This is a genomic window from Streptomyces litchfieldiae, from assembly GCF_031845365.1.
Taxonomy (GTDB): domain Bacteria; phylum Actinomycetota; class Actinomycetes; order Streptomycetales; family Streptomycetaceae; genus Streptomyces; species Streptomyces litchfieldiae.
On record NZ_JAVREL010000145.1, the window covers coordinates 1 to 404 of the forward strand.

1 protein-coding gene is annotated in these 404 nt (G+C 68.3%); it reads left to right on the forward strand.

Going from position 1 to position 404, the window contains the following annotated elements:
• A partial coding sequence (locus RM590_RS35805; RefSeq protein WP_311708982.1) for a cation:dicarboxylate symporter family transporter occupies window positions 1-404 on the forward strand: 404 nt, incomplete at both ends.

Here is a 404-nt window from a genome sequence, read left to right on the forward strand (position 1 = left end):
TTCCTGCTCATCCTCTCCACCTCCTCGTCCGAGTCCGCCCTGCCCCGGCTCATCGCGAAGATGGAGCACAGGGGGGTCAGCAAGCCCGTCGTCGGCATCACCGTCCCGACCGGCTACTCCTTCAACCTGGACGGCACCGCGATCTACCTCACGATGTCCTCGCTCTTCATCGCCAACGCGCTGGGCGACCCGCTGAGCGCGAGCGAGCAGATCTCCCTGCTGATCTTCATGGTCATCGCCTCGAAGGGCGCGGCGGGCGTGACCGGCGCGGGCCTGGCGACCCTCGCGGGCGGGCTCCAGTCGCACCGCCCCGAACTCGTGGACGGGGTCGGCCTGATCGTCGGCATCGACCGCTTCATGAGTGAGGCCCGCGCGCTGACCAACTTCGCGGGCCTCACTCATGA